Annotated in this window: 16 protein-coding genes; 11 read left to right on the forward strand and 5 right to left on the reverse strand. The window is 66.2% G+C overall.

Annotated features, from left to right (window positions below; all coding sequences use genetic code 11):
* Window positions 1-169: 169 nt before the first annotated feature.
* From CBY09_RS03320 to CBY09_RS03330, 3 genes are all read left to right on the forward strand, one after another.
* Window positions 170-2,488, forward strand: a complete 2,319-nt coding sequence (locus CBY09_RS03320; RefSeq protein WP_133066230.1) for an FG-GAP repeat protein — start codon at window positions 170-172, stop codon at window positions 2,486-2,488.
* 322 nt (window positions 2,489-2,810) lie between these two features.
* Window positions 2,811-3,098: a hypothetical protein gene (locus CBY09_RS03325; protein WP_063459199.1), complete on the forward strand. Its 288-nt coding sequence runs from the start codon at window positions 2,811-2,813 to the stop codon at window positions 3,096-3,098.
* 92 nt (window positions 3,099-3,190) lie between these two features.
* Window positions 3,191-3,484 (forward strand): hypothetical protein, encoded by a 294-nt coding sequence (locus CBY09_RS03330; RefSeq protein ID WP_063459401.1) that lies wholly within the window; start codon window positions 3,191-3,193, stop codon window positions 3,482-3,484.
* Between the two features lie 198 nt (window positions 3,485-3,682).
* Here the strand turns inward: CBY09_RS03330 and argC are convergent, their stop codons facing one another.
* Window positions 3,683-4,621 (reverse strand): N-acetyl-gamma-glutamyl-phosphate reductase, encoded by a 939-nt coding sequence (argC, locus tag CBY09_RS03335; protein WP_094286415.1) that lies wholly within the window; start codon window positions 4,619-4,621, stop codon window positions 3,683-3,685.
* Window positions 4,622-4,760: 139 nt separating this feature from the next.
* Here argC and CBY09_RS03340 point away from each other — a divergent pair, with 139 nt between their 5' ends.
* Window positions 4,761-5,639: a LysR family transcriptional regulator gene (locus tag CBY09_RS03340; RefSeq protein ID WP_094286417.1), complete on the forward strand. Its 879-nt coding sequence runs from the start codon at window positions 4,761-4,763 to the stop codon at window positions 5,637-5,639.
* Between the two features lie 191 nt (window positions 5,640-5,830).
* Here CBY09_RS03340 and CBY09_RS03345 read toward each other — a convergent pair whose 3' ends face one another.
* Complete coding sequence (locus CBY09_RS03345) at window positions 5,831-6,550, reverse strand: TetR/AcrR family transcriptional regulator (protein ID WP_240515569.1); 720 nt, start codon at window positions 6,548-6,550, stop codon at window positions 5,831-5,833.
* 182 nt (window positions 6,551-6,732) lie between these two features.
* On the opposite strand from CBY09_RS03345, the gene CBY09_RS23810 reads away from it, so the two are divergent.
* The 7 genes from CBY09_RS23810 (at window position 6,733) to CBY09_RS03375 (ending at window position 15,658) form a co-directional block, all read left to right on the forward strand.
* A complete protein-coding gene (locus tag CBY09_RS23810; protein ID WP_165773863.1) occupies window positions 6,733-6,882 on the forward strand; it encodes a hypothetical protein in 150 nt (49 codons plus the stop codon).
* Complete coding sequence (locus CBY09_RS03350) at window positions 6,882-8,231, forward strand: NAD(P)-dependent oxidoreductase (RefSeq protein WP_094286421.1); 1,350 nt, start codon at window positions 6,882-6,884, stop codon at window positions 8,229-8,231. Before CBY09_RS23810 ends, CBY09_RS03350 begins: the two co-directional genes overlap by 1 nt.
* A 53-nt stretch (window positions 8,232-8,284) precedes the next feature.
* The gene (preA, locus tag CBY09_RS03355) at window positions 8,285-9,592 is read left to right on the forward strand and encodes an NAD-dependent dihydropyrimidine dehydrogenase subunit PreA (protein ID WP_094286423.1); all 1,308 of its coding nucleotides are present in this window, start codon (window positions 8,285-8,287) and stop codon (window positions 9,590-9,592) included.
* 183 nt (window positions 9,593-9,775) lie between these two features.
* Window positions 9,776-11,233 (forward strand): NCS1 family nucleobase:cation symporter-1, encoded by a 1,458-nt coding sequence (locus tag CBY09_RS03360; RefSeq protein WP_094286425.1) that lies wholly within the window; start codon window positions 9,776-9,778, stop codon window positions 11,231-11,233.
* Window positions 11,234-11,303: 70 nt separating this feature from the next.
* Window positions 11,304-12,755, forward strand: a complete 1,452-nt coding sequence (gene hydA, locus CBY09_RS03365) for a dihydropyrimidinase (protein WP_094286427.1) — start codon at window positions 11,304-11,306, stop codon at window positions 12,753-12,755.
* Window positions 12,756-12,781: 26 nt separating this feature from the next.
* Entirely contained in the window at window positions 12,782-14,038 is a 1,257-nt protein-coding gene (locus CBY09_RS03370) for a Zn-dependent hydrolase (RefSeq protein WP_094287953.1), read from the forward strand.
* Between the two features lie 96 nt (window positions 14,039-14,134).
* A complete protein-coding gene (locus CBY09_RS03375) occupies window positions 14,135-15,658 on the forward strand; it encodes a methyl-accepting chemotaxis protein (protein WP_094286429.1) in 1,524 nt (507 codons plus the stop codon).
* Between the two features lie 53 nt (window positions 15,659-15,711).
* Here the strand turns inward: CBY09_RS03375 and CBY09_RS03380 are convergent, their stop codons facing one another.
* From CBY09_RS03380 to pncB, 3 genes are all read right to left on the reverse strand, one after another.
* On the reverse strand, window positions 15,712-16,761 hold the full coding sequence (locus tag CBY09_RS03380) for a bifunctional nicotinamide-nucleotide adenylyltransferase/Nudix hydroxylase (protein ID WP_094286431.1): 1,050 nt from the start codon (window positions 16,759-16,761) through the stop codon (window positions 15,712-15,714).
* Window positions 16,762-16,989: 228 nt separating this feature from the next.
* Window positions 16,990-18,690 (reverse strand): NAD+ synthase, encoded by a 1,701-nt coding sequence (locus tag CBY09_RS03385; protein WP_094286433.1) that lies wholly within the window; start codon window positions 18,688-18,690, stop codon window positions 16,990-16,992.
* Window positions 18,691-18,833: 143 nt separating this feature from the next.
* Window positions 18,834-20,033, reverse strand: coding sequence for a nicotinate phosphoribosyltransferase (gene pncB, locus CBY09_RS03390; protein ID WP_094286435.1), 1,200 nt, complete (start codon window positions 20,031-20,033; stop codon window positions 18,834-18,836).
* Window positions 20,034-20,075: the final 42 nt, after the last annotated feature.

Consider the following 20,075-nt stretch of genomic DNA (forward strand, 5'->3'; position numbering starts at 1 on the left):
TTCGGTGGGGTGGGTGGATGGGGCTGCAAAAACTAGAGTGCCTGGTGGCCTTCCGGGCCACCGTCCCTGTCCTGTGCGCGGAGAACCTTTGATGCCTCGATCTGCCTCCCTTGAATCCGAAACCGCCTGTCCGCAGCACCGAAAAGGCGCGTGGTTTGGGCCCCATGGATTGCCACATCCCGAAGGGCTGCATGGGGCATTGGCGGGCATCCGCCGGTGGGCGGCCCGCTGGCTGGTGGGGGTGGCCGCTGGTGTGCTGGCAGCTTGTGGTGGGGGAGGCGGCGACGCCGTGCCCGCCCCGCCGCCTGCGGCGGTGTTGCACCCGGTGGGCGGCCAGGTGTCCGGGCTTGCGGGCGTGCTGGTGCTTGCCAATGGCACACGCGGGGAGTGGACCATCACCGCCAGCGGCAGCTACGCCACCCAGGTGGCGCAGGGCGAGTCTTACAACATTGTGGTGCGCACCCAGCCCACCGGGCAGACCTGCCTGGTGGAGAACGGCACGGGCGTGGTGGCGGGGCCGGTCACCAACGTGTTGGTCCGTTGCACCACCAACACCTATGCAGTGGGCGGGACGGTGGTGGGCCTGGCGGGGGGGCTGACCTTGCGGCTCAATGGCACGGCCGACCTGTTGGTGACTATCGATGGGGCATTCCGCTTTGCCCTGGCCGTGCCCCATGGCAGCACCTATTCGGTGGCCGTGCAGGTGCAGCCCCTGGACCAGTTCTGTGAGGCCAACAGCGCCACCGGTGTGGCCTTGGCACCGGTGACGCAGGTGCGGGTGACCTGCCGCACGATCGATGTGCCCCCACCGCCTCCGCCGCCTCCACCCGTCGCCGCCGCCCCCCTGGGCCTGGGCATCACCTATGGGGCCAAGGCGTTGAACTTCTCATGGCTACCGGCCACCCATGCCACCAGCTACACCGTGCACGAAGACCCCGATGGTGCGGGCCCGCTGGCGGCTGCGCAGATCGGGACCACGGCCACCACCGCGCTGGCGTATGGGGTGCCGGTGTTGCTGCACCAGCGGCTGAACGCCACCTACACCGTGCGGGCCTGCAACATCAGCGGTTGCAGCGCCCCGTCCGCCCCGGTGGCGGCAGACATGGTGCAGGCCATTGGCTACTTCAAGGCCGCCAGCACCGCAGCCGAAGCGCGGTTCGGGAACCGGGTGGCCTTGTCCGCCAATGGCACCACGCTGGCTGTCGGGGCCTATGGCGAAGCTGGCAACACGGGCGCGGTGTATGTCTTCACCCGCACCGGCAGCATCTGGTCGCAACAGGCACGCATCACCGCGCCTGGGGGCGAGGCCAACGATTACTTTGGCAACGCTGTAGCCCTGTCGGCCGACGGCAATACCCTTGCCATTGGTGCGGACGGTGAAAGCGGCGACCAGACAGGAACCTTTGCGGTGATGCCCCCCAGCAACAACCTCGCCAGCAGCTCCGGCGCGGTGTACGTGTATTCCCGCTCGGGCAGCACCTGGTCGCAACAGGCCTTCATCAAGGCCAGCAACACGTTTGCGTTCGACCTGTTCGGCGCGTTTGTTGCGCTCTCGGCCGATGGCAACACCCTGGCGGTGGGCGCCTACAACGAGAGCGGGGACCTGACCGGTGCCCATGGCAATGCGGCGTTCGCGTCGTCCGGCGCGGCCTATGTGTTCAGCCGCACCGGCACCAGCTGGGCGCAGCAGGGCTACATCAAAGCCGCCAACGCAGGGGCGGGGGATTTTTTCGGGATCTACCTCAGCCTGTCGGGCAGCGGCGACACGCTGGCGGTGGGCGCTTTTTTTGAGCGCAGCGCCTCGGCCGCCACTCCGGCCGATGATTCCTTGCAGGATGCGGGGGCTGCCTATGTGTTCCAGCGCACGGCTGGGGTCTGGGCGCAGCAGGCCTACCTCAAGGCTCCCAGCCCGCTGGCGCTGGACCGTTTTGGCGTGGCAGTCATGCTGTCGGGGGACGGCAACACGCTGGCTGTGGGCATGGACGGGGACAGCAGCGATCACACGGGCGTGTATGTGGTGCCCCCTGCCAGCAACAGCCTGGCGCTCAACTCAGGGGCCGTGTTTGTCTACACCCGCGCAGGCGGCACCTGGCAGCCGCAGGCCTACCTGAAGGCATCCAACACCCGCACCCCCCATCGTTTTGGCAACAACCTCGCCATGTCCAGCGACGGCAACACGCTGGTCGTGCCCTCGTACCGCGACAACAGCGCGGCCACGGGCTTCAACGGCAACCAGGCCGACACCACGGCTGCCGATGCGGGCGCCGTGCTGGTGTTTCGCCGCACCGCAGGCACCTGGGCGCAGCAAGCCTACGTGAAGGCGCCGAACACCGGCAGTGGCGACCGCTTTGGCGGCCGGGTGGCGCTGTCGGGCGACGGCAATACGCTGGCGGTTGGGGCTTCGACGGAAGACGGTGGATCGAACGGCATTGGTGGCAACCAGGCCGACGAAAGCCGCATCAATGCGGGTGCGGTGTACCTGTACTGAGACCGGGGCATTGACGCGCCGCTCCTGCGTGCAGCCAAAAAATCTCCGCCTTTAAATAGCCTCTGAGGGCTTGCGCCCGCCCTGCCCGTGATTCTGAAAGGAGCCACGGGCTTTTTTTTCTGCCTGCCCACGCCATGTGGCATTGTTTCAAATACTGGAACAGTCAGTTAGCGACTGAGTGGTTTTTCTCTGAACGCCATCGGCGTACAGTTCAACCCATCGATGAGCCGAACCCGCAAGGCGACTCACCGAACCCGGTTCAGGAATGGTTTTTGACCCGGTTTTTTTTGAGACGCTTTTTAACTTCAAGGACTTATCCATCATGAACAACACCGCACGTTTCCTCTCCATCGCCGCTGTCGCTGCTTTTGCCTCTTTTGGTGCCCACGCTGACGAAGCCGATGCTTCGCAGTTCGCCACGAAGTTTGAAACCAACCGCACCCGCGCTGAAGTGGCCGCCGAAGCCGCCACCGTCGCCCAGACCCGCTCGATCGAACCTGCAGGTTCGCGTGTGGTGACTTACAAGTCCACCGCCGACCGCGCTGCTGTGCGTGCCCAGGCTGCTGACGCTGTGCGCACCGGCCAGATCGCTTACGGCGAGCGTGGTTGATTGGTCAGCGCCTGATTCGCTGAATCCACCGCTCTTGCTGTTTCGTATTGCCCCGTACATCCCTGTTTTTTGAATTTCACCGGAGTTTCACCATGAACAAGACCGCTCGCATCCTCTCCATCGCCGCTGTGGCTGCTTTCTCTGCCTTCGGCGCACACGCTGACGAAGCCGACAGCTCGCAGTTCGCTCTGAAGTTCGACACGAACCGCACCCGCGCTGAAGTGGCTGCCGAAGCTGCTACCGTGGCCCAGACCCGTTCCATCGAACCAGCAGGTTCGCGTGTGGTGACCTACAAGTCCACGGCTGACCGTGCTGCTGTGCGTGCCCAGGCTGCTGAAGCCCTGCGCACGGGCCAGATCCCTTCGGGCGAATTCAGCGCCATGTAATCGGTTGATCGATTGACGCAGTTGCGGGACTTCCCATGGTGGTGGCACTTCGCGCGGTGCGGAGGCTGCTGCCATGGGAGGTGTTTTGAAGACACCCGCACTGGCCAAGCAAACGGGGCTCCCATTGGGAGCCCTTTTTGTTGGTGGCTTGCCCTGGTGTTCGCGCCGCGTCGCTCGGTCGGGGCGCGGGGCGGGCCATCATGCGGCCCGGTGTGCCAGCATCAGGTCCAGGTTCTGCACCGCCGCGCCCGACGCGCCCTTGCCCAGGTTGTCGAACACGGCCGTGAGCAGCACCTGCCCATGCCGTGCGTTGGCGAACACCCCCAGCCGTAGCTGGTTGGTGCCATTGAGGGCCTGCGGGTCGAGGTACTCGGCGGCTTCGGCCTGCGCCAACGGCATGACCTCGACATGGGCGGCACCTGCGTAGTGCTGCTGCAGACAGGCGTGCAGCCGCTCGCCGCTGGCACCCGCAGGCAGCTGGTGCACAAACAGGGGAATGCTCAGCACGATGCCCTGGCGGAACGCGCCGTAGGCGGGCACAAAAATGGGGCGTTGGGCCAGGCCTGCGTGCTGCGCGATTTCGGGCGTGTGTTTGTGCTCCAGCTTCAGTCCATACAGCTGGAAGGCGGGGGCGTGTGCGCCGCCAGGGCCCTCGTGCTCTTCCACCAGGGCCCGTCCGCCGCCCGAGTAGCCCGACACCGCATGCACCGTGACCGCATGCTCGCGGCCCAGCAGGCCGGCCTGCACCAGGGGACGCAGCAGGGCCACGGCGCCCGTGGGATAGCAGCCAGGGTTGCTCACCCGCTGGGCACTGGCGATGCGCGCAGGCTGCGCAGCGTCCAGTTCAGGAAAGCCATAGACCCACTGCGGGTCGGTGCGGTGCGCCGAGCTGGCGTCGATCACCTGCACGGCCGGGTTGGTGATGGCGGCCACGGCCTCGCGCGCAGCCGCATCGGGCAGGCACAGGATGGCGATGTCGCAGTGGTTGATGGCCTCGGCGCGGCGGGCCGCGTTCTTGCGCTCGGCGTCGGGCAGGGTCAGCAGGCGCAGGTCGGTGCGGCCGCGCAGGCGCTCGTGGATCTGCAGACCGGTGGTGCCCTGGTCGCCGTCGATAAAAACAAGGGGAGAGGTGGTCATGGGGTAGGGCTCCGGGTGATTGCTGTGGCATCCACGGCGGGATGAACGAGCGGGTGTGGGGGATGCGCAATCTTCGGTGCCGGTCTAAACTTTGAAAAGTTGAATTTCACAAACATCAGCATCAGGTTTACTGAACGTTATGCGCGAACTCAACCTTGACCGGCTGCGCACCCTGGTCACGATTGCCGACCTCGGCTCCTTTGCCGAAGCCGCGCGCGTGCTGCACCTGGCGCCGCCCACGGTCAGCCTGCACATCGCCGACCTGGAGGCCCACATCGGCGCGCCCCTGCTGGTGCGCAAGCGCGGCGAGGTGCGGCCGTCGGGCGTGGGCGAGGCGCTGGTCGAGCGCGCGCGGCGCCTGCTGGCCGATGCGGACGAAACCCTGGATCTGGTGCAGCGCCAGTTGCAGGGGCTGGCCGGGCGGGTGCGCTTGGGCGCATCCACCGGCGCCATTGCGCACCTGCTGCCGCAGGCGCTGGAGGTGCTGGGCCAGCACCACCCGGGCGTTGACGTGCAGGTGGCGGTGCTGACGTCGCCAGAAACCATGGAGCGCCTGGCCAGCGGGACGCTGGACATTGGCCTGGTGGCCCTGCCGCAGCCTGCCGTGCGCGGGGTGGTGGTGCTGCCATGGCGGCGTGATCCGGTCATGGCCTTTGTGCCATCGGCCTGGGCATCGCCCCGGCGTGCCACGCCCTGCTGGCTGGCGGGCCAGCCGCTGATCCTGAACGACGAGGGCACCAGCCTGTCGCGCCTGTGCAAGGAATGGTTTGCCCAGGCGGGCGAGCACCCCCGGGCGCGCATCCAGCTCAACTACAACGATGCCATCAAGAGCCTGGTGGCCGCCGGTTATGGCGCCACGCTGCTGCCCCATGAGGCAGCAACCGCTGCGCCGCTGGACCCGCGCATCCGCATGCTGCCCCTGCAGCGCCCGCTGTGGCGGCCGCTGGGCATTGCCCACCGCGAAGGCGGCGTGGAGCGCGCCACCCAGCATGTGCTGGATGTGCTGTGGCAGCAATAACAGGGCTGATGCGGCCGGGCATGGGTTGTCGGCGCGGACCCTTCCTGCCAGTGGCTCAATGCGCCGCCGGTGATAGTGGGCGCATCATGAGAAAAATAGGCCGTTTCCGCGCGACCATATTGGTTTTTTTGCTATCAAATATGTAGTGATTGAAATCTGGACGCGCCTGGGCTCGATGCATCGCCACCCGTTCAGCCCACCGCATCAGGCAACAACGCGCTCAGCACCATGCGCACGATCAGCTCCTCGGCCTTTTCGTAGTCGCGCTCCGTCAGCGCGGGTTTGCCCAGCAGCAGGGCGAACTGGGCTTCCTGCTCCGCATACGCCTGCGTGACCGACCAGATGATGAACATCAGGTGCGTGAAGTTGACCTTGGCAATGCGGCCCTCGCGCGCCCAGCGCTCGAAGGTGCGCACTTCGGTCTTGAGCAGCGGCGCCACGCGCTCGGTGATGGCCGTGCCATAGCGTGGTGCACCCGCAATCACCTCTTTGGTGAACACCTTGGCGCCCTGGGGCCGGGTGCGTGAGTAGTGCAGCTTGGCGCGGATGTAGCGCCGCAGCGCTTGCTGGGGGTCGTCACTGTGCGACAAATCTTCCATACCCTCCAGCCACTGGGTGAGCACATCGTCCAGCACCCGCTGGTACAGCGCTTCCTTGCTCGGGAAGTAATACAGCAGGTTGTGGCGGCTGATGCCCGCAGCGGCGGCAATGTTCTCCAGCGAGGCGCCCTCGAAGCCGAACTGTGCAAAGTGGTTCTCGGCCTCGGTGAGGATGCCCTGCTCCTTGGCCAGGCGCGAGGCCTTGGGTGCACGGGGCGCTACCTCGTCGCCGGGGGCGGTGCGCTGCACCCGGGGGGATCGGGGCGTACGGAGGGGGGAGGGGGCTTGGGGCGGGCGGGCGGCAGCAGTCATTGCACCATTGTGGAACAAGCCAGGGCCCAAAAACTGGCAAATCTCTGGCGTGGGGCTGGCACGCGGTTTGCTCTAGGGATTTTACCAATTGGTAAATTTTTACACGTTGGTAAATTGACCCACAACGCAGGGCACCGCTGCACCAAAGCAGCGGGCACCTGCACCCCACAGCGAGGACCATGATGAAACCTCCGAAGTTTGCGGGTACCAGCACCCATGCTGGTGCCGCATTGGTTGGCGCCACTGACTGGCGCGCCAGCGCTGCGCGGCGTGCGCTTGCACGCCCCATGGGCGCCCAGACCCCCACCCTCACCCTCTCGGAGGAAACCTGATGGACACACCTGCAAGCCGTGCCTGCGGCATTCATGCCGCACGCCTGAACCTGGCCGACTACGCCGTCAACTTTGGCGACGCGCACCCGCCGCTCACCCGGGCGCAGGCGCTGATCGAGGCCGAGCGCTGCTACTACTGCCACGACGCCCCCTGCGCCACGGCCTGCCCCACGGGCATCGACATCCCCTCGTTCATCCACCGCATTGCGCAGGACAACAACCGGGGCGCGGCCCGCGCCATCCTGGAGGCCAACCCGCTGGGCGGCATGTGCGCCCGTGTGTGCCCCACCGAGGTGTTGTGCGAACAGGCCTGTGTGCGTAACACCAACGAAGACAAGCCGGTAGAGATTGGCTCGTTGCAGCGCTATGCCACCGATGCCTTCTTTGCCCAGCCCGGGGCTCCGCTGTTCCAGCGCGCAGCGGCCACCGGCAAGCGTGTGGCCGTGGTGGGCGCCGGGCCTGCGGGCCTGGCCTGTGCGCATGGCCTGGCCGTGCGCGGGCATGACGTGGTGCTGTTCGAGGCGCGGCCCAAGCTCGGCGGCCTCAACGAATATGGACTGGCCAGTTACAAGACCACCAACAACTTCGCGCAGAAGGAAGTGGAGTGGCTGTTGTCCATCGGCGGCATTGAAGTGCGCACCGGCCAGCAACTGGGCCGTGATATCACGCTCGACAGCCTGCTGAGTGCTTATGACGCCGTGTTCCTGGGACTGGGGCTGCAGGGCGTGAACGCGCTGGGCGTGGCCGAGCCTACGGCCACTGGTCTGCGCAATGCGGTGGACTTCATTGCCGAGCTGCGCCAGAGCACCGACCTCTCCGCCCTGCCTGTAGGCCGCCGCGTGGTGGTGATTGGTGGCGGCATGACGGCAGTGGATGCCGCCGTGCAGTCGCGCAAGCTGGGTGCGGAAGAGGTGGCCATCGTCTACCGCCGGGGTGCTGAGGCCATGTCGGCATCGGCCGTGGAGCAGCAATGGGCGCAGACGAATGGCGTGACCATCCGCCACTGGGCTGCACCGAAAGAGGTACTGAGCGAAAACGGCGCGGTGAAGGGTGTGCGTTTTGCCGCCACGGCGCTGAGCGGGGGCAAGCTGGTGGAAACCGGCGAGACCTTCACGCTCGAAGCCGACATGGTGCTCAAGGCCATCGGCCAGACCTTTGTGGCCGAGCCCGTGGGCAGCCGCATTGCACTGGAGGGCGGGCGCATTGCCACCGATGCAGAGGGCCAGACCAGCCTGCCGCGTGTATGGGCCGGTGGCGACTGCCGCGTGGGCGGCCGCGACCTCACGGTGGAGGCGGTGGAGCACGGCAAGGTTGCCGCTGTTTCCATCCACGCCGCACTGATGGCTTGAGATGGCCTGAAGCGGCCTGAACCCTTCCACCCCAGTTTTCACGGGAGCACCCCATGGCAGACATTCGCAGCAATTTTCTGGGCATCCAAAGTCCCAACCCCTTCTGGCTCGCGTCCGCACCACCCACCGACAAAGAGATCAACGTCACCCGCGCCTTCGAGGCGGGCTGGGGCGGCGTGGTGTGGAAAACGCTGGGCGAAGACCCGGCGGTGGTCAACGTCAACGGCCCGCGCTACTCCACACTCATGTCGCAAGACCGCCGCGTGATCGGCCTGAACAACATCGAGCTGATCACCGACCGGCCGCTGCACACCAACCTCGAAGAGATCAAACGCGTCAAACGCAACTGGCCGGACCGCGCGATGATCGTTTCGCTCATGGTTCCCTGCGTGGAAGAGAGCTGGAAAAACATCCTGCCGCTGGTGGAAGACACGGGTGCCGATGGCATCGAACTCAACTTCGGTTGCCCCCACGGCATGAGCGAGCGTGGCATGGGCGCGGCCGTGGGCCAGGTGCCTGAATACATCCAGATGGTCACGGCCTGGTGCAAGCACTACAGCAAGCTGCCCGTGATTGTGAAGCTCACGCCAAACATCACCGACGTGCGCCACCCGGCGCGCGCTGCCAAGGCGGGTGGTGCGGACGCAGTGTCGCTCATCAATACCATCAACTCCATCATGGGTGTGGACCTCGACCGCATGGTGATGAGCCCGAGCACCGACGGCTGGGGTTCGCACGGCGGCTACTGTGGCCCGGCCGTCAAGCCCATTGCGCTCAACATGGTGGCCGAGATTGCGCGTGACGCGCAGACCGCCGGCCTGCCCATCAGCGGCATTGGCGGCATCACCACCTGGCGCGATGCGGCCGAATACATTGCGCTGGGCTGCGGCACGGTGCAGGTGTGCACGGCCGCGATGGTTTATGGCTTCAAGATCGTGCAGGACATGTGCGATGGCTTGTCCAACTTCATGGACGAGCACGGCTACGCCACGCTCGAAGACTTCAAGGGGCAGGCCGTGCCCACGGTGAAGGACTGGAAGAACCTCAACCTCAACTACGTGGAAAAGGCCGTCATCAACCAGGATGCCTGCATCCAGTGCGGCCGCTGCCACGTGGTGTGCGAGGACACCTCCCACCAGGCCATTACCTTCACCAAGGACGGCGGCGTGCGCAAGTTCGAGATCAACGAAGCCGAGTGCGTGGGCTGCAACCTGTGCGTGTCCATCTGCCCCGTGCCCGAATGCATCACCATGCGCGCGCTGGCGCCGGGCGAGGTGGACCAGCGCACGGGCCAGCCCGTGCCCGCCGAATACGCCAACTGGACCACGCACCCCAACAACCCGCAGCGGGTGGCTGCGTGACAGAAGCGGGCCATGATGCTGCGCATTCACAACAGGGTGTGTTGCACTGCATCTGGTGCAGTTCTTGCGTGACCGATAGCATCGCTCGCTTCTTTTGCCCGCCGTCTGCCAGCGTGAGGGCGCACCGGCAGACAGTGGGTTGTGTGCAACCCCAACGACGTCTTTGACAAGAGGAGTACAGGCATGACCAACAGTACCGGCGGCGCCGCCCACGTGGCGGGGCACATGCCCGGCGCAGCAACCAACACGCTCGCCAACGAAGATCTGCTCCCCACCACCGCCGCGCAGCGACACTGGACGTGGAAGGACTTTGCCGCGCTCTGGGTGGGCATGGTGGTGTGCGTGCCCACCTACACCATGGCCAGCTCCATGCTGGACCAGGGCTTCACCTGGCAGATGGCGGTGTGGCTGGTGTTCCTGGCCAACTGCATCGTGCTGGTGCCCATGGTGCTCATCGGGCGCGTGGGGCCGAAGTACGGTGTGCCGTTCCCTGTGCTGGCACGCGCGTCGTTCGGCGTCAAAGGCGCCAACCTGCCGGCCGTGCTGCGCGGCTTGGTGGCGTGCGGCTGGTTTTCCATCAACTGCTACTTTGGCGCGCTGGCGCTGCACGGGTTCCTGAACATCCTGGGCATGAACCTCGCGGGGCCGGCCGATGGGCAGACCATCAGCACCTCGCAGTTCATGTGCTTCCTGGCGTTCTGGGCGGTGCACATCTGGTTCATCTGGAAGGGGCCTGAATCCATCCGCCTGCTGGAGGTGATTGCCGCGCCGCTGATGATCGGCGCCTCGGTGCTGCTGGTGGTGGTGCTGATGATGAAGGTGCCCTCGGGCCAGCTGTTCAACTTGCCCGCCAAGGTGGTCGAGGGCGGCCCCAAGACCTGGGCGGCGCTGACGGGCCTGGTCGGCTTCTGGGCCACGCTCGCGCTCAACATCCCGGACTTCACGCGCTTTGCCAAGTCGCAGAAGGACCAGGTCGTGGGCCAGGCCATCGGCCTGCCGATTCCCATGGCGCTGTTCTCCATGGTGGGCGTGATCGGCTTCTCGGCATCGGCCATCCTGTATGGCAAGGCCCAGCTGTTCCCTGACGGCCTGCTCACGCAGATGGGCAGCGTGGCTGCAGGCCTGGGCCTGCTGGTGATCCTGCTGGCCAACCTGACGACCAACGTGGCGGCCAACCTGGTGTCGCCTTCGTACGACTTCAGTCAGTGCGCGCCCTCCAAGATCAGCTTCCGCATGGGCGGGATCATTGCTGCGCTGATCGGGCTGGTGTTCATGCCCTGGAAGATCCTGGCGACGTCGGGCGGCTACCTCTTCACCTGGCTGGGCGGCTACGGCACGCTGCTGGGCGCCATCGCCGGCATCCTGCTGGTGGACTACTACCTGGTGCGCAAAGCCGAGCTGAAGGTGGACGACCTGTACACGCGCGGCGGCGAGTACGAGTACAGCAACGGCTGGAACCTCCATGCGCTCATCGCCTTTGCGCTGGGCGTGCTGCCGTGCCTGCCCGGCTATCTGGCCGTGTCGGGCGTGGTGGACAAGGCGGGCATGCCTGCCATCTGGCTCACGCTGTTCGACTCGGGCTGGTTCTTCAGCCTGGCCGTGGCAGGTACCTACTACTACCTGACCGCGAAGAAGAAGTAACCCCCTTCGCCCTGCCTGGGCCTGGTGCCAGCGCGGGGCCTTTTTTCTGTACCCCTTGAAGGAGACCCCCATGAGCCAAGCCCTTGTGATCCGCGGTGGCACCGTGGTCAACGCCGACCGTGAACAGCGCGCCGATGTGTTGTGCGTCGATGGCCGCATCGTGGCCGTGGGGGATGGGGCTGCGGCGCAGGCCCCCGCAGGCGCGCAGGTGCTGGATGCCAGCGGCCAGTACGTGCTGCCCGGTGGCATCGACCCGCACACCCACATGCAGCTGCCGTTCATGGGCACCGTCACCATGGACGACTTCTTCACCGGGACGGCCGCCGCGCTGGCCGGCGGCACCACGAGCATCATCGACTTCGTGATCCCCGACCCGCATGAGCCGCTGATGGACGCCTACCGCAAGTGGCGCGGCTGGGCCGAAAAATCGGCGGCCGACTATTCCTTCCACGTCGCCGTCACCTGGTGGAGCGAGCAGGTGCGCGCCGACATGGGCACGCTGGTGCAGGACGAGGGCGTGAACAGCTTCAAGCACTTCATGGCCTACAAGAACGCCATCATGTGCGACGACGAAACCCTGGTGAACAGCTTCAAGCGCGCGCTGGAGCTGGGCGCCATGCCCACGGTGCATGCCGAAAACGGCGAGCTGGTGTACCTGCTGCAGCAGGAGGTCGCCAAGATGGGCATCACCGGCCCCGAGGGCCACCCGCTGTCGCGCCCGCCCATGGTCGAGGCCGAAGCCGCCAACCGCGCCATCGCCATTGCCGACGTGCTGGGCGTGCCCATCTACGTGGTGCACGTGAGCTGCATGGAGTCGGCCGACGCGATTGCCCGCGCTCGTGCGCGCGGCCAGCGCGTGTACGGCGAGGTGCTGGCGGGCCACTTGCTGGTGGACGACAGCGTGTACCGCGACCCCGACTTTGCCAAGGCGGCCGCCTATGTGATGAGCCCACCCTTCCGCCCCAAGGGCCACCAGGAGGCGCTGTGGCGCGGCCTGCAGTCGGGCCAGCTGCACACCACGGCGACGGACCACTGCACCTTCTGCGCCGCGCAAAAGGCCATGGGCAAGGAGAACTTCGCCAAGATCCCCAACGGCACCGGCGGCGTGGAGGAGCGCATGGCCGCGCTGTGGGACGGCGGCGTGAACACCGGGCGCCTCACGCCCAGCGAGTTTGTGGCCATCACCTCGGCCAACGCCGCCAAGCTGTTCAACATCTACCCGCGCAAGGGCTACATCGGCGAAGGCGCTGACGCCGACCTGGTGCTGTGGGACCCGCAAGGCACGAAGACCTTCTCGGCCAAGACCCAGTTCAGCAAGGGCGACTTCAACATCTTTGAAGGCCGCACCGTGCGTGGCATTCCCAGCCACACCGTGAGCCAGGGCCGCGTGGTGTTTGCCAACGGCGACCTGCGTGCCGAGCAGGGCCAGGGCCGCTACATCAAGCGCCCTGCGTTTGGCGCCAACTTTCAGGCCGTGCAAAAGCGCGCGCAGGACCTGGCCCCCACGGCGGTGGCGCGCTAACCGCTGCAATGCATCTGGAGAACACCATGGACACCAAAGTCAAACCCAACATCGAAAACCTGCGCATCAACGGCCAGCGCCTGTGGGACTCGCTCATGGAGCTGGCCCAGATCGGCGCCACCCCCAAAGGCGGCGTGTGCCGCCTCACCCTCACCGACCTGGACAAACAAGGCCGCGACCTCGTGACCCGCTGGGCGCGTGACGCAGGCATGACCGTCACCATCGACAAGATCGGCAACGGCTTCATGCGCCGTCCCGGCCGCAACAACAGCCTCCCGCCCATCATGACCGGCAGCCACATCGACACCCAGCCCACGGGCGGCAAGTTCGACGGCAACTACGGCGTGCTGGCGGGCATCGAGGTGGTGCGCACGCTGAACGACCACGGCATCGAAACCGAAGCCCCCATCGAAGTCGCCTTCTGGACCAACGAAGAAGGCAGCCGCTTTGTGCCCGTGATGATGGGCTCCGGCGTCTTCGCCAAGGCCTTCACGCTGGAGCACGCTTACGCAGCCACCGACACCGAGGGCAAGACCGTGAAGGGCGAGCTGGAACGCATCGGCTACATCGGCGACCAGGAGCCGGGCGACCACCCCATTGGCGCGTACTTCGAGACCCACATCGAACAAGGCCCGGTGCTGGAAGACAACGACAAGACCATTGGCGTGGTCAGCGGCGTGCTGGGCATCCGCTGGTTCGACTGCACCGTCACCGGCATGGAGGCCCACGCGGGCCCCACGCCCATGGCCCTGCGCAAGGACGCGATGCTGGCCGCCACGCGCATCATGCAAGACGTGGTGGCAGCCGCCCACCGTCACCCGCCGCATGGGCGCGGCACGGTGGGCATGGTGCAGGTGTTCCCCAACAGCCGCAACGTCATCCCCGGCCGGGTCAAGTTCAGCATCGACCTGCGCAACAGCACGGACGCACTGGTGGACGCCATGGCCGCCGAGGTCAAGGCCTTTGCCGACCAGGTGGCCAAGGAGCACGGCGTGCAGGTGCACATCGAGATGGTGTCCAGCTACCCCGCGCAGCTCTTCCAGCCCGAGTGCGTGGAGGCCGTGGGCCGCGCTGCCGCCAAGCTGGGCTACAGCCACATGCCGGCCGTTTCAGGGGCGGGGCATGACGCCGTCTACATGGCCAAGCTCGCGCCCAGCGGCATGATCTTCATCCCCTGCAAGGACGGCATCAGCCACAACGAGATCGAGGACGCGAAACCCGAGCACATCGAGGCGGGGTGCAACGTGCTGCTGCACGCCATGCTGGAGCGGGCGGGCGCCTGATCGGGCGCGCAGTGGGGCGGCGCGCCCGCAGGGTATGGGTGGCGTTGTATCTTCCGGTGGTTTGTAATTTTTGTTTTCCGCGAAGAGGGCTGCCCCATGAAACTCAAAACCCGCATCCTGTGGCTGTGCGCCGCCACGCTCCTGGGCCTGGTCGTACTGTCGGCCATGGCGCTCACCACGCTCTACCAGTCGATGATGAAAGAGCGCACGGCGCAGCTCTCCAACCTGGTGGTGCTGGCCCACGCGGCCGCCCAGAAGTCGCACGAAAAAGAAAAGAGCGGCGCGCTCTCGCGCGAAGACGCCATCAAGGAAGCCACCCAGACCATCGGCAGCTTTGTGGACAAGGACAAATACTTTTTTGTCCGTGGTTTTACCAACGATGTGAACTACATGCACCCCAACCCCAAGCGCATCGGCATCGTCGATGAAAAGGGGGGCAAGGAGGCGGGTGTGCGCTACCGCGCCGCGCTGCAGGGCGTGACGGTGGGCACCGTGACAGCGCCTGGCACGCGCCCCGGCGCCAAGGAGCCGGTGGACAAGCTCTACGCCATCATCAAGTTCGAGCCCTGGGACTGGATCATCGGCTTTGGCGACTATGTGGACGACATCGAAAACGCTTTTTGGCGCAACACCGCCATCCTGCTGTCTATTGGCGCAGTGCTGATGCTCATCGTGGCGCTGATGGCCTGGCAGATGCTGCGCACTCTGGTGCACCAGCTCGGCGGCGAGCCGCAGTACGCGGCCGAGGTGGTCACCCAGATTGCCGAGGGCAACCTGGCTGTGGAGGTGCAGACCTTGCCTGGCGACACCACCAGCATCCTGCACGCCATCCGCGCCATGCGCGACAACCTCTCGCACCTGGTGAAGCAGGTGCGCGACAGCACCGATTCCATCAACACCGCCTCCTCCGAAATTGCTGCAGGCAATGGCGACCTGTCGGCACGCACCGAGTCGCAGGCCAGCGCGCTGCAGGAGACGGCGGCCTCGATGGAGCAGCTCACTTCCACCGTGCAGCAGAACGCCGCCAACGCCAAACGGGCCGACGAGCTGGCGCGTGCCGCATCCGACATGGCCGTGCGCGGCGGTGACGTGGTGCAGCAGGTGGTGGGCACCATGGGCTCCATCGACCAGTCCTCGCGCAAGATCGTGGACATCATCAGCGTGATCGACGGCATTGCGTTCCAGACCAACATCCTGGCGCTGAATGCGGCGGTGGAGGCCGCGCGCGCGGGGGAACAGGGCCGGGGCTTTGCGGTGGTGGCGAGCGAGGTGCGCAGCCTGGCCCAGCGCAGTGCGGCGGCGGCCAAGGAGATCAAGGGCCTGATCGACGACTCCGTGGCCAAGGTGGGCGTGGGCACGCAACTGGTGGAGCAGGCGGGCGCCACCATGGGCGAGGTGGTGGCGGGTGTGAAAAGCGTTACCACCATGGTCGCCGAGATCAGCGCCGCCAGCGGCGAACAGAGCGCGGGCATCGCCCAGGTCAACCAGGCCATCTCGCAGATGGACCAGAGCACCCAGCAGAACGCCGCGCTGGTGGAGGAGGCCCTGGCGGCAGCCCAGTCACTCAGCCAGCAGGCCGTGGCGCTGTCGCAGACCGTGGGGCAGTTCCGCGTGGCGTGAGTCCAGCGCTGGGCATTCGCAAAGGCAGGGTTCGCCCTGCCTTTTTTGTTGCGTCAGGGGCGGGGCGTGACCAAGCCGGTCAAGCCCAGAAAGTGGTCCAGCATGTGGAAGTGGTCTTCGAAGAATGCCTCTTCCATGCCTGCCAGCTCGTCGATGCGGGTCCACTGCACCAGCGCCGCATCATCGTCGGCCTGCACCACCGGGAAGGGCGCATCGCCCAGGTCGAAGTAGTGTGCATGCGTGATGGTGCGGCCGCGCTGGCTGCGGTCGGGATGGTCGAACACGGCTACCGACTGCAGCGCGGCGCGCATGTGGGCCTCGGGCAGGTGGCAATGGGTTTCTTCCACCAGCTCGCGCAGGCAGGACTGCCACACGGTTTCGCGCTGCTCGATGAAACCGCCGGGCACGGCCAGCTGGCCTTTGCCCGGCGCGTGGGCGCGGCGGATCAGCAGCACATGGTCCTGGCAGCGGAGCACGGCGTCCACCGTCACGAACACGGGCGGGTAGGGCGCTGCGGACCAGGCCTGGCGGTAGCCGCGCAGCATGCGCCATTCCTCCTGCAGCGCGGCATAGTGCGGTGTGTGTGCAAAGGCCTGCAGCTGGGCCAGGGTGCCGGGCGGAATCTGCGCAGCCAGCGGCGCCAGGGCTTTGCCTACTGTGGCGGCCGTGGCGCCAAAGTAGGCGTCGCGGATGGTGGTGGCGTCCATGCTGCCCTGGCGGGGCAGGTCGATCAGCGCCCAGCCGGGGAAGGAGCGCAGGTAGCTGCTGGTTGCGTCCTTGAAGTGGCCCACCAGCGCGATGCGGGCGCCGGGCTGCGTGTGCTGCGCCACGCCCTGGCGCACGGCCTGCACCCACACGGCTTCGTTGTAGTAGTCGCGCACGGGCAGCACGCGCATGCGGTGGCGGTCGGCGGCGGGCAGCGCATCGCGCAGCATGGCTTCGCGTTCTTGCCAGGTGAAGGGGTTCTTGGGCGAGCGGGCCTGCCAGGCCGAGCCCACCACCACGATGACCTGGGGCGCCACGCGCAGGGCCTCGTGCAGCAGGGCCAGGTGGCCGCTGTGCACGGGTTCAAAGCGGCCGATGAGGAGGGCGGTGTCGTACATGGGTCTCCGAAATTCTGAGCTTTTTTGGCCGTTTGCGCGCGTCCATCATGCGCTTATAGCTACGATTTTAGTAGTGATTGCCTTTGGGGAATGAGACGCGCCGCTGGGTACCGGCGCGGCCCCCGCCAGCGGACGCCGCGCAAGGGCCGCCCCGCCGCGCTGGCGTGGTCCCCCTTCCCGCGCGCAGCGTGAGAGAAGGGGGAAGCCGCGAAGCGGCTCAGGGGGTTGTCACACATACTTTGCGGCGATGGGCATCTGGCGTCCGCTGCCAAACGCGCGCGGCCGCACCCGCAGGATGGGCGGGGCCTGGCGGCGTTTGTATTCGTTGCGCGCCACCATTATGCGCACGCGCTGCACCAGGGCACGCCCGGCGTCGTCGGCCTGCAGCTGGGCCACAAAGGCCTGCGCGGCCAGGTGTTCGGCCGCCGACAGGCGCTCGCCCTCGATGAGCAGCTTGAGCACTTCGTCCAGCACGGGGTAGGGTGGCAGGCTGTCCACATCGCGCTGGCCGGGGGCTAGTTCGGCCGACGGCTCCTTGTCGATGATGGCCTGCGGAATCAGCGCGCGCCCCGCTTGTTCGTTGACATGGCGTGAGAGGGCAAACACCTCCGTCTTGTAGAGGTCGCCAATCAGCCCCAGGCCGCCATTGGTGTCGCCATACAGCGTGCAGTAGCCCACCGAGATTTCGCTCTTGTTGCCTGTGGTGAGCAGCAGGTGGCCAAAGGCGTTGGAGTATTCCATCAGCACCGTGCCGCGGATGCGGGCCTGCAGGTTTTCAAGCGGCAGACCCTGCAGCGGCTGGCCGAAGCTACCCTCAAACTGCTGCGCGTAGCCCGCCACCAGCTCGGCAATCGGGTGCGTGTGCAGCTGCACGCCCAGGTTCTGGCACAGCGCCACCGAGTCATCAACCGAGCCGCTGCTGGAGTATCGCGAGGGCATGGTGATGCCCACCACGTTCTCGGGCCCCAGCGCCTGCGCAGCCAATGCCAGCGTGAGCGCGCTGTCGATGCCACCCGAGCTGCCCACCACCACCTGTCTGAAGCCGCAGCGCCGTGCGTAGTCCTTGAGGCCCAGCAGGATCTGCTGGCGGTAGAACTCCATGGTGGGCAGGCCCTCGGCAGGCACACGCGCTGGCGCCTGGCCGTCGGCGGTGAGGAAGTGGCCGTTGTCAAACCGCAGCGTGCGCACATCCTCTACAAAACGTGGCGCCTCGAACACGATGCCTGCCTCGGGTTCGGCCGCGAACGATGCGCCGTCGTACACCACCTGGTCGTGGCCGCCAACCTGGTTCACATACAGGATGGGCAGACCGTGGCGGCGCGACGAGCCGCCAAAGATCTGGTGGCGTTGCTCGCGCTTGCCCACGTGGCTGGGGCTGGCGTTGATGCTGATGACCAGGTCGGGCGCAGCATCGCGCAGGCGCTCGAAGGGGTTGGTGGCGTAGTCGGCACCGTGGTCGTTCCAGCCGTCTTCGCAGATCAGCAACCCGACTTGCGCGCTGCCGATGCGCAGCACCTTGGCCACGTCCGGCCCGGGCTCGAAGTGGCGGCGCTCGTCAAAGATGTTGTAGGTGGGCAGCAGCTGCTTGGCATATTGCAGGCGCACGGTGCCGCCTTGCAGCACCAGCAGGCTGTTGTGCAGGCGCTTGCCCGGGCCTGTGGTGGGCGTGGGCGCGCCCACCACCCAGTGCAGCGAGGGCAGCTCGGCCGATGCCTGCTGCAGCGCCGCCAGGCCGTCCTGCACGCGTTGCAGGAAGGGCGGCTCGTCCAGCATGTCGCCGGGGTAGTAGCCGCACAGTGCGAGCTCGCTGAACACGATGAGGTCGGACTGCTCGCGGGCGGCCTGTTGGGCGGCTGCCACCATGCGGGCCACGTTACCCTCGATGTCGCCAACGGTGAAATTCAATTGGGCGATGGTGATGCGGAGCATGTTTCTTTTTCCTTGAATGCTTCAGGGCGCGTCGGAGTGGCTGAAAAGCTCAGCGAAGCGGTCCTGGCTAGGCGTTCAGTCGCAGACAGTACCGGAGGTACGGCAAGGCTGAACAACGACGCCAGGAGAGTTTTCTCAGCCACTCAGCCCCCAACGTTGAAGACTTGGCGCAAGTACGCGAGATAGGTTTCATCGTCGCACAGCGTCTTGCCCGGCGTGTCCGACAGCTTGGCTACCGGCTGCCCGTTGGCGCGCACCAGCTTCATCACGATGTTGAGTGGCTTCATTTCCGGCGCATCGCCCATGTCGTTGGTGAGGTGGGTGCCGATGCCAAAGCCCAGCTGCGTGCGGTCGCCAAAGTGTCGGTACAGCGCCAGCGCCTTGGTCAGCGTGAGGCCGTCAGAAAACACCAGCCGCTTGGTGTGTGCGTCGATGCGCAGCTTGGCATAGTGCGCCAGCGCCTTCTCGCCCCAGGCCACCGGGTCGCCCGAGTCGTGCCGCAGGCCGTCGAACAGCTTGGCGAAATATAGGTCGAAGTCGTCGAGGAAGGCGTCCATGCCCACGGTGTCGGTCAGTGCAATGCCCAGGTCGCCCCGGTACTCTTGCACCCAGTCTTCGAGCGCCGCCTTTTGAAAGTCGCGCAGGCGCACGCCCAGCGCCTGGTAGCTTTGCAGGTACTCGTGCGCCATGGTGCCGATGGGCACCAGACCCAGGTCGCGCGCCAGCAGCACGTTGCTGGTGCCCTTGAACCACTGCGGCGCTTGCGTGGCAAAGGTCTGCACCACCTCGCGCTGCCACGCGCCGCTGTAGCGGCGTCGCAGGCCAAAGTCGAACAGCTCGAAGGGGTGGCGCAGCGTGGCCTGCTGCGCCAGGTCCTGCAGCTGTTGCACCTTGACTGCCAGCCGCTCGCGGCCGCTGGCCAGGGCTGCGGTGGCGTCGAAGCGGCGGAAGTACAGCTCGTTCACGATGGCCAGCACAAAGATCTCAAAGCCCATCACATGCACCTGCGGGCCTTGGGCCACGATGTGCAGCTGATCGCCTTCGGCCCAGGCGCGGACGAAGCTGCGCTGGAACTGGAAGATGCGCAGAAAGTCGATGAAGTCGCTCTTGATAAAGCGCAGGCTGCCCAGGTAGGCCAGCTCGTCTTCGCTGAAGCGCAGCGTGCACAGGTGGTCCAGCGCGGCATTCACTTCGGGCAGCAGCTCGGCCAGCGGGTAGATCGGCTGGTTGCGGCAGACAAAGCGGTATTCGCTCTGCGTCTGTGGATGCCGGTGCAGCAGCGCCTGCCACATGGTGAACTTGTAGAGGTCGGTATCGAGCAGGCTGGTGATGACGGGTTGCATGGTTTGCTCCTGAATTTATAGCTATCAGGGGAGGATGGCCAG

The sequence above is a fragment of the Acidovorax kalamii genome, from assembly GCF_002245625.1.
Classification (GTDB): domain Bacteria; phylum Pseudomonadota; class Gammaproteobacteria; order Burkholderiales; family Burkholderiaceae_C; genus Acidovorax; species Acidovorax kalamii.